General features: G+C 54.6%; 5 protein-coding genes and 1 pseudogene. 4 read left to right on the top strand and 2 right to left on the bottom strand.

The window, feature by feature from the left end; all coding sequences use genetic code 11:
- Positions 1–209: 209 nt before the first annotated feature.
- Together NBH01_RS26165 and NBH01_RS26170 are read right to left on the bottom strand one after the other, a co-directional pair.
- The gene (locus NBH01_RS26165) at positions 210–1,316 is read right to left on the bottom strand and encodes a tyrosine-type recombinase/integrase (protein WP_117830135.1); all 1,107 of its coding nucleotides are present in this window, start codon (positions 1,314–1,316) and stop codon (positions 210–212) included.
- Positions 1,317–1,425: 109 nt separating this feature from the next.
- Positions 1,426–2,037, bottom strand: a complete 612-nt coding sequence (locus NBH01_RS26170) for a TetR/AcrR family transcriptional regulator (RefSeq protein ID WP_117830136.1) — start codon at positions 2,035–2,037, stop codon at positions 1,426–1,428.
- A gap of 218 nt (positions 2,038–2,255) precedes the next feature.
- Between NBH01_RS26170 and NBH01_RS26175 the strand changes: the two genes are divergently transcribed.
- From NBH01_RS26175 to NBH01_RS26190, 4 genes and pseudogenes are all read left to right on the top strand, one after another.
- The gene (locus NBH01_RS26175; protein ID WP_117830137.1) at positions 2,256–3,620 is read left to right on the top strand and encodes a DUF3945 domain-containing protein; all 1,365 of its coding nucleotides are present in this window, start codon (positions 2,256–2,258) and stop codon (positions 3,618–3,620) included.
- A gap of 28 nt (positions 3,621–3,648) precedes the next feature.
- Positions 3,649–5,748, top strand: a complete 2,100-nt coding sequence (locus NBH01_RS26180) for a type IA DNA topoisomerase (protein ID WP_118023812.1) — start codon at positions 3,649–3,651, stop codon at positions 5,746–5,748.
- A 39-nt stretch (positions 5,749–5,787) separates the two neighbouring features.
- Positions 5,788–6,255 (top strand): DUF1896 domain-containing protein, encoded by a 468-nt coding sequence (locus tag NBH01_RS26185; protein WP_007485366.1) that lies wholly within the window; start codon positions 5,788–5,790, stop codon positions 6,253–6,255.
- Positions 6,245–9,670 (top strand): annotated as a pseudogene (locus NBH01_RS26190) (helicase-like domain-containing protein); the annotation flags it as partial. The gene NBH01_RS26185 and the pseudogene NBH01_RS26190, both read left to right, overlap by 11 nt.
- Positions 9,671–9,790: the final 120 nt, after the last annotated feature.

The raw sequence follows: 9,790 nt of genomic DNA on the forward strand, positions 1-9,790 counted from the left end.
TCCCATTCATTCATTTCTGAAATAAAATTTAGAACGAGTTCTTCAATCGTTTTTTTTGTTACATCATCCATAATTGCGCCTTTATATATGTTTTTTGAACGTTATAATTATCTATTATTAATGTTATTTGTAAAAACACTCGTTTGGTATCTTTCATTTTGATAACCGACACTCGACAGGTGTGTTTCCTAATCTCTAATAGCTGCACCCTACGAATCATCCAGCGAATCAAGCGGATTGGGTATGCTCGACTTATGGGCACTCGTCACATGAAGATAAATGCTCGTCGTCTTTATATCATTGTGTCCCAGCAATTCCTGTATGGTTCTAAGGTCTGTCCCTTGTTCCAGTAGATGAGTGGCAAAGGAATGACGCAGCATATGTACGTGTACACGATGCTTGATGCCGGCACGCTGTGCAGCTTCTTTCAGCACTTTCACCAGTGCGCTTGCCGAGTATTGCTCGCCGGGAGTATCGCCCTCGAACAGCCATTTCTTCGGACGGTATTCCTTGAAATATTCCCGAAGCTCGTGCAGCACCTTTTCCGACAACAGCGAGTAACGGCATTTCTTACCCTTGCCCATGATGCGTACCAGCATCCGTTCACTGACAATGTCCTGTGGGGTGAGGTTCAGCAGTTCGCTCCTTCTCAGACCGGCGGAATAGATCAGGGAAATCATGCAGTGATGTTTCCGGTTCGTCAGACAGGAGAGGATACGTTTGACCTCGTCCCGGCTCAGCACTTCGGGTAACGTCTTGTACTCTTTGGCCCGTGTGATGCCGCCGTAATATTGCCGTTTGCCGCCTTTCACCTGCTCGTAATAGAACTTGATTGCGTTGATGCGCATGTTCTGCTGCGAAACGGAGATTTTCTTCTCGTTTACGAGATAGAGGATATACTTGTTGATGTCCGCCACTTTCAGGCGGTCGATGCTCCGTCCCTTGTGGTATTCCATGAAGTCGCTGAAATAGGCACGATAGGTTTTCACGGTCGAGGGACTGTACCGCTTCTGTTCCAGCAGTTCCAGATAGCCTTCCGGCAATACGTATGTCCGCTGTGGTTTGGGATGCCGTACGTACACCCGGCTGTAATCTATGTAAGCGTGGGGAGAATAGCGGTCGTAGAAATCCGGCAGTTTAAAGGCGGCAGCCGTCATGTAGGCGGAACCGTTGTCCGTCTTTTCCACGTCCGTATCTTGGGCGAGCAGTAGGGCTATTGCCGGATCGCCTGCATACTCTATCCGTATGTAGTGTTCACCGTCCTTTTTTTCCCTGTACAGGACGATGTTTGACCGTTGCTTCTGTACCTTGTCCATATCTCTGGCTGTTGCTTCATGCCTCAAAGATAAAGCAAAGTATTGAAATCTGAACGGTTGTTCAGAAAATATTTTTATCGGAGTCTTTTAAATATTGCTAAAAAAGGAGTCAGGCTTTCAGGAGCGAGTACAGACAATCGAACTTCTCCTTCAATTCTTCTACGTCCAGACCGTTCAGGAACGATTGCTCGTAGGACATGCCCAGAAACACTTGACGGAACAGCGGAGCGATCTTTTTCACATCCGTATCTTGCTTTATTTCACCGCTATCCTTTGCCTTCTGTATGACTGTCCTCCATAACTCGTGTTCCTTGCGGAATATTTCTTCCATTTTCTCACGGGCTCCGGGATAATACATCCTCACTTGGGAAAGAAAATGGAAATAGTAGAAGTTGGGACAGCATTCATTGTCGTCCGCACAGCATCGCACCTGTTTGATGATACGGTTCATGGCCGTACTCACTCCTGCCACATATTGCTCTATAAATCCTGCCAGCGTTTCCGTCGGCCCGGCAAACTTGTTGGCAGGTGTCTGCATCTGTATGGCATACTTGTCCGCTACCGCCATGAACAGATCGAGTTTGTGGGGAAAATAATATACCACCCCTGTCTTTACCACCCCGCAGGCTTTTGCCAGAGTGCTGATACTCGCTTTCTCGTAATTCATCCTCAAAAACACCTTGAATGCCTTGTCTATCACTTCTTCCCGGTTGGTAATCATATCGGATTGTCCTTTCTTATGTTTCTTGTTGCGAAGGTACGCTTTTTATTTTGAAGTTTTTGTATCGGAACGTCATTCTTTCTTGCCGGCAGGCCACTTCATGCCATCCCGTAGCCACTCGTTCCCCATTCCCTCCTTTCCCTTTGCGCCATAGCCTCTTACCTCTACTTTCGTGCCGCAATTAACCTGATTGTATCACAATTAAACTCATTCACTTTATGGACAAAAAACTGAAAGATCTGAAAGACGAGGTATTGGTGGTGACCAACGCCGCCGAAGGCAACACCCCGCACGTGGTGGAGGACATCGAACCCGAAGGGGGACTCAAGACCAGACCGTTGGCAGGGGCAAAGCCTTCGGATCAGTTCATGCGGATAGACCGCAACGTGTCTATACTCGAAACGTTCTTCCTCAACATGAAACGACAGTTCGAGCGCCCGTCCGACTTCCGCTTCTATCACCTTCCGGCGGACTTGCTTGCCTCCGCCAAGGAGCTTGTCGGCCTGTTCAAGCAGCCCGAAAGTAATTCTGCCTTGCTGGACGAATACCGTCTTGACACGGAACAGTACGTACAGAGCCGGCAGCAGGCACAACAGCAGTCCGGCGGGGGCGGAACGGAGCAATCCACCCGCTGGAGCATGGAACAGGTGGACTGGCAGCAGCTTGAGCGCATGGGGGTAACACCCGAAACGTTAGGAGAACCGGGCCTCAGACGGTTGCTCAACGGCAACGAATCCGCCGTACTCACCCTGAAAACCGTTATCGAGGGAATAGAGTTTGAAACTCCCGCCTGCATCCGTCTGGCGGAGAATCCCGACGGTACGCTCCGGAACGAGATCGAATGTTGCAAGCGTTATCCGGAACTGGACACGCCGTATTTCAACGTGGAGTTCACTCCCGAAGTGAAACAGAACCTGCTGGAAAAAGGCAATGCGGGTTGCGTGGTGGAACTCGAACTGGCCGGAGACGTGCGTGAGCCGTGTCTGGTATCGCTCAATCCCAAGACCAACCGGCTCCATCACATACCGGTCAGCGGGATAACCATTCCCGCAGAGGTGAACGGCACGGCGTTGACCGACGAACAGAGAAAACGCATCGCAAGCGGCGAGTCCGTCCTTGTCGAAAACATGTGGTCGGAGAAAAAGCAGCGTCATTATGATGCACGTTTGCAGTTCAATGCGTGCAAGGGCGGATTCGACTATGACTTCAAGGGAATCGCCCGCCGGCAGGAGCAGACCGCAGCTCAGGAACAGGAACAGAACCGGCAGCAGGAGCGTGGGCTGGTAATCCCCGCACGGCTGAAGGGGAAAGACCTTACCGAAGAACAGCAGGCATCACTGGCACAGGGCAAGGCGACCTACATCAAGGACATGACCGACAACGAGGGGAACCTGTTCAGTGCTTTCGTCCGTGTCAACCACGAGCGGGCGAAGTTCGATTTCTTCAAATGGAACCCGGACAAGAGCAAGAAACAGGAACAGTCGCAGCAGGCGGCCGTCCGTCAGGACGGAACGAAGCCGGCAAACGCCGTCAGCCGGAACCGCCCGGTACAGAAAGCCGATAAGAAAGGGGTATCCATCTGATCATTCACATGAATAATACAATAATTATATGAAAGTTATCATTGCAGAAAAGCCCAGCGTGGCACAGGGCATAGCGTCCGTAGTGGGCGCACGCCAACGGAAAGAAGGGTATCTAACGGGGGACGGATATGCCGTAACATGGGCATTCGGGCATCTGGTCGGTCTTGCCATGCCCGAAAGCTACGGCTTTTCCGGCTTCCGCCGGGAACACCTCCCCATATTGCCGCAGGAGTTCAGGCTTGTACCCCGTCAGGTGCGGGAGGGTAAGGTGTACAAGGACGATCCCGGAGTGGTCAGGCAGCTGGAAGTGCTCCGGGAGCTGTTCGACAGGTGCGAGTCCATCATCGTCGCCACCGACGCAGGTCGTGAGGGAGAGTTGATTTTCCGTTACGTGTACAACTATCTCGGCTGTACCAAACCCTTTGTCCGTCTGTGGATCTCCTCGCTCACCGACAAGGCCATCCGTGAAGGGTTGCGGAATCTCAGGGAGGGAAGCCTTTACGACAATCTTTACCTCTCCGCCAAAGCCCGCAGCGAGGCGGACTGGCTCGTGGGCATCAACAGTTCTCAGGCGCTCAGCCTTGCCGCCGGGCAGGGCGTGTTCTCTTTGGGACGGGTGCAGACACCCACATTGGCGATGATCTGCTCACGATACCGGGAGAACAAACAGTTCGTACCCCGGAAGTATTTCCAGATAAAGGTTTCGGCGGCCAAGGACGGCATCGCCTTCTCCGCACTGTCACGGAACCGCTTCGATGACCTTGAAACGGCCACTGCCGGGCTACGTGAGGTAGAGGACGGCGGTATGCTTGCCGTCAGTTCCGTAGAGCGCAGGGAAGCCGTTCAGGAACCGCCGCTGCTCTATGACCTGACCGCCTTGCAGAAAGAGGCAAACGGCAAACTGGACTTCTCGGCCGACAAGACGCTCACGCTTGCGCAAAGCCTGTATGAGAAGAAGGTGCTAAGTTATCCGCGTACCGGCAGCCGTTATATATCCGAAGATGTCTTCGAGGAGATTCCCTCACGCATAACGCTCTTGCAACAATATCCACGCTTCGCCGCCATCGCATCCGCTTTGCGGGACACACCGCTCAACCGCCGTCCGGTCGATGATGCCAAAGTCACCGACCACCATGCGCTGCTCGTTACCGAGAACCTGCCCGAAGGTCTGTCGCAGGACGAGCGGGCTATCTACGAAATGGTTGCCGCACGCCTGCTCGAAGCCTTCTCCCCGCATTGCGTCAAGGAAATGACCGAAGTTGCCTTGTCCGCAGGCGGTGAGATATTCACCATCAAGGGGGCGGTCGTCAAATCCGCCGGTTGGCGTGCCGTGCGTGGTGAACCGGAAGAAGAGGTGGAGGAAACCACATTGCCGGAGTTACAGACGGATGAAACCCTGCCGCTGCTCGCTTCCGAAACGGTGGAAAAGCAGACCAAGCCCAAACCGCTGCATACCGAGAGTTCGCTGCTCTCAGCTATGGAGCATTGCGGCAGGGAGATCGGCGACGGGCAGCTGCGTACCGCAATCCGGGAGGCCGGTATCGGAACTCCGGCCACCCGTGCGGCCGTTATCGAGACATTGTTCGCCCGTAACTATATACGCCGGGACAAGAAGAACCTTGTGCCCACCGAAAAAGGACTGGCGGTTTACGATACGGTAAAGGACAAGAAGATTGCCGATGTCGAAATGACAGCGGCGTGGGAGGAAACCCTCGCCAAAATAGAAACCGGAGAGGCCGATGCGCCCTCTTTCCGCCGGGACATAGAGATCTATACCGCACAGGTCGTTGCCGAACTGCTGTCCGCCACCCTCGATGTAGCTCCTTCAGGGGAGCAATGCACCTGTCCCAAATGCAAGAAGAGCCGCATCCTGTTCTTCGACAAGGTCGCCAAATGCGCCGATGTCGATTGCGGATTCACCCTGTTCCGCAACAAGGGAGGCAAGGTGTTGACCGACAAACTGATTGTCGGGCTGGTGACCACAGGCCGCACCCCTCTTGTCAAAGGCTTCAGGAACCGTGAGGGCAGGAGCTTCGATGCCGCACTGGTGCTTAATCCCGATTTTACCGTAGGCTATTCCTTCCCGGACAGGAAACCGCAGGGAGAAAAAAGCGGCAGGAAGAGATAACCCGTCCGGAATTGTATCACTTAATAATCCGATAATTATATGAATCAGAATAAATCCAACGTGCCGGTATCCGTAGCGGAAGAACCGGATGAATTGTCTTACTACCGTCTTACCCTGTTGTCCTTCCTGCGTGAGTCGCATCCCGATTTGGCGGATGACGAGTCTTTTGTCGCCACCCGCAGCGAGCAGGCCGCCGAAGCCTTCAGCGCAGCCGTCCGTTCCGGCCTGACCTACGACGATGCGGCACAACAGGCGAACGCCCTGCTTTTTCAGGGGTTGCATTTCTCTCCTCTGGACACGCTGGTTACCGTCCTCTGGAACGAGTTCGCCGCCGAAGTCCCCGAAGGCAGCGCACGCAGCGTGGCCTTGCAGCTGCTTCCCGAATGCCGGAAGGTCTTCGCCGGCTATACGCTCTCGGATGATTTCATGTTCAGCCCGGAGTTCGGGCAGCTCTATGACGAGCTGACAGGTACGGTTGTAATCTGGTTGGAAGAGAATGGCTTATAATAAAAAGGCGCATCTCAGGGACAATATAGAGGCAATCCGGCTGATGTTCCGTTTGGAGAAGGAACAGCGCACCGCCACACCGGAGGAAGCGGGCATACTCGCCGCCTACTCCGGGTTCGGAGGTATCAAGGCGGTTCTTTCCCCTTTCGGGAAACTCACCGACATACTCCGCTGGACACAGGCCGACCGTGAACTGTTCCCCCTGATTACGGAACTTCACAACGTCCTGCGTGACGGAGCAGCTGACGAGCGTGAGTACAGGAAGCTGGTGGAAAGCGTGAAGGCATCCACCTTTACCGCTTTCTACACGCCGCCGGCGATTGTCAATGCCATTGCCTCTTCTTTGGGCGAACACGGAGTGTCGCCCGGTCGTTTTCTCGATCCTTCATCGGGAACCGGCAATTTTGTCTCGGCCTTCCGACCGCAATGCCACTCCGCATCCGGCAACACTCCCGAAATTGTTGCCTATGAAAAGGATTTGCTTACCGGCCGCATCCTTGCCCGGCTCCATCCCGAAGCGCAGGTCAATATCAAGGGCTTCGAGGAGTTGCCCCCGCACCGCAACGGCTATTTCGACGTGGTGAGCAGCAACATCCCCTTCGGTGACATACGTGTTTTCGATCCCTCCTTCGACAACGGCACGGCGAGGCGTTTTGCGCTGAACAGCCTGCACAACTATTTCTTCGCCAAAGGGCTGGATGCCGTCCGTGAGGGAGGCGTCCTCGCCTTCATCACCTCACAGGGGGTGATGAACTCCGCTATGGCCTATCCCGTAAGGCAATACCTGATGAACCGATCCCGGCTGTTATCGGCTGTCCGCCTGCCCAACAACCTCTTTACCGACTATGCCGGTACGGAGGTGGGCAGCGACCTGATCATCTTGCAGAAGGACACGCTTTCCCAAAGGGAATATACGTCACTCGAACGGTCTTTCGTGGAAGTCGGCACGCAGGCCGACGGGACGACGCAGAACGAGTATTTCGAGCATACCGCCGCCATCGTGCATACACGTGGCCATGTCGGTACCGATCCCTACGGCAAGCCGGCACGCATCTACCTGCATGACGGGGGTATGGAAGCCATCGCCGCCGACATGAAGTATTTCCTTGACCGCAACCTCTCGGAACAGCTCGATCTGGACTTGTATCTCCGCCATTCACCCGTGCAGGAGTTCCGCAATCTGGTGAGCCGTCCGGCGGAAACCATGCAGCAACGCATCGCACAGGTGCGGGAAATCAACCGGTCCGGTAACATGAACGGACATTCCACTTCTACGGATCGACAGACGATACAGGTGGAGCGTCGGACTCTCACGCCGGAGCAGCCCTCAACGGATGCCCGGCCAACCGCCGCAAAGACCACGCCGGAGCCGGTCATGTCCCTGTACGACCTTTTCGGCTTCACACAAGAGGAGCGTTCACAGGTCAGGAAAAGGAAAACAAGGAGCACGAAGAAGGACTCCGGGCAGTTGTCCCTTTTCGATATGCCACCGTTGGAACAACATCCCGCCCCGGCCGAACCGACTCCCCAAGAGAAAGAGCGGCAGGAGCAGGAACGGCAGGAACAGGAACGCCGCCGGCAGGAGGAAGAGGCCGCACGGCAGGAACGCATGAAGCCCCGTCCTTATCCGGCCGGCCTGCAGGGACACCACCGCAACGGCTCCCTTGTGGACGATGACGGGCAGATAGGCTACCTCTCCGCCATTGGCGGGGCCGCACCGGTATTCAACCCGTTGGATCTGCCCGAACGCCAGCGACGCCGTGCGTCGCTCTACATCGAGATACGTGACACCTACCATCATCTGTACGAAAACGAGGCGGCCGCCCATGCCGCAAATCCGGCGTTGCGTACCATGCTCAACACTCTTTACGATGACTTCATCCGTCAGTTCGGCAATCTGAACGACAGGAAGAACATCGACCTGTTCCGCATGGATGCGGGCAACCGTGAGATATTGTCGCTGGAACGTTACATCGACGGCCGGGCGGTCAAGGCCGACATCTTCGACCATCCCGTCTCGTACAACATCAACGAGATTACCCATACCGATGACGTGCACGAGGCACTCACCGCCTCGCTCAACAAGTACGGCAACGTGGACATGGCGTACATGGAGTCCCTGACCGACAAATCGCAATCTGACTTGTTGGAGGAACTGCGTGGACGGATATTTTACAATCCCCTCTCGAAGAACTACGAGATTGCCGACCGTTTCATTTCCGGCAACGTCATGGCCAAGGCCGAACACATCGAGGAATATTTGCAGTCGCATCCCGACAACGGCGAGGCACGTATTTCCCTCGAAGCCCTGCGGCAGTCGCTGCCCACGCCCATACCTTTCGAGGATCTGGATTTCAATTTCGGCGAGCGTTGGATACCGGCGGGAGTGTACAGCCGTTACGCCTCATGGCTGTTCGACACGGACGTGTCCGTCCGTTATACCGCCAGCAACGACGAGTACAGCATCAAGGCCGACATGACCTCCCCACGCATCATGAACCAATATTCGGTGCGTTCGGAAAGCCGCATCTTCAACGGCATCGCCCTTATGCGCCATGCCATCCACAACACCACGCCCAACATCACCAAGACCGTATTGGACAAGACGGGCAAGGAAATGAAGATACGTGATCCGGAGGTTACCCTGCTTGCCAACAGCAAGATTGACGAGATCCGTAACGGCTTCTCCGACTGGCTCATGGAACAGTCGCCGGAGTTCAAGCGGAAAATGGCGGACATGTACAACCGCAAGTTCAACTGCTTCGTCCGTCCCAAGTACGACGGCTCGCACCAGAGCTTTCCCGGTCTTGACCTCAAGGGGCTGGGCATTCCCGACCTGTATCCCAGCCAGAAGGACTGCATCTGGATGCTCAAGCAGAACGGAGGGGGGATCGCCGATCACGAGGTGGGTGGCGGCAAGACGCTCATCATGTGCTGTGCCGCCTACGAGATGAAGCGTCTGGGACTGGCGAACAAGCCCCTTATCACCGGCCTGAAGGCGAACATCCACGAGATCGCACAGACCTTCGCCACCGCCTACCCGAACGCCAAAGTCCTCTATCCCGGCAAGGAGGACTTCACGCCGGAGCGCCGTGTCGAGATTTTCCACCGGATGAAGAACAACGACTGGGACGCCATCATCCTCTCGCACGAGCAGTTCGGCATGATACCGCAGTCCCCCGAAATCCAGCGTGACATCCTGCAACAGGAACTGGACAGTGTGGAAGAGAACCTCGAAGTCCTCTACCAGCAGGGTGCGGAAGTGAGCAACGCACAGATCAAGGGCATGGAGAAACGCAAGATGAACCTTGAGGTCAGGCTGAAAGAGCTGCTCCACGAGATCGAAACCCGCAAGGACGACGTGGCGGACTTCAAGCGCATGGGCATCGACCACCTCTTTGTCGATGAGAGCCATTATCAGAACTTTTAGGAATTTCCGATAAAATTATTCAATTGTTTAGCAATCATTTGTTTTGAGTCTTAATCAGTTCTGATTATATTCCGTCTATAATTGTAGAATAACATTCAAACAAGA

It is taken from the genome of Bacteroides sp. B1-V-101 (genome assembly GCF_023656585.1).
GTDB lineage: Bacteria > Bacteroidota > Bacteroidia > Bacteroidales > Bacteroidaceae > Bacteroides > Bacteroides thetaiotaomicron.

What these genes read in the sequence shown, in the direction of transcription:
- NBH01_RS26165 (WP_117830135.1), bottom strand. Translation starts at nt 1,316, where the DNA reads ATGGACAAGGTACAGAAGCAACGGTCAAACATCGTCCTGTACAGGGAA.
- NBH01_RS26185 (WP_007485366.1), top strand. Translation starts at nt 5,788, where the DNA reads ATGAATCAGAATAAATCCAACGTGCCGGTATCCGTAGCGGAAGAACCG.
- NBH01_RS26170 (WP_117830136.1), bottom strand. Translation starts at nt 2,037, where the DNA reads ATGATTACCAACCGGGAAGAAGTGATAGACAAGGCATTCAAGGTGTTT.
- NBH01_RS26175 (WP_117830137.1), top strand. Translation starts at nt 2,256, where the DNA reads ATGGACAAAAAACTGAAAGATCTGAAAGACGAGGTATTGGTGGTGACC.
- NBH01_RS26180 (WP_118023812.1), top strand. Translation starts at nt 3,649, where the DNA reads ATGAAAGTTATCATTGCAGAAAAGCCCAGCGTGGCACAGGGCATAGCG.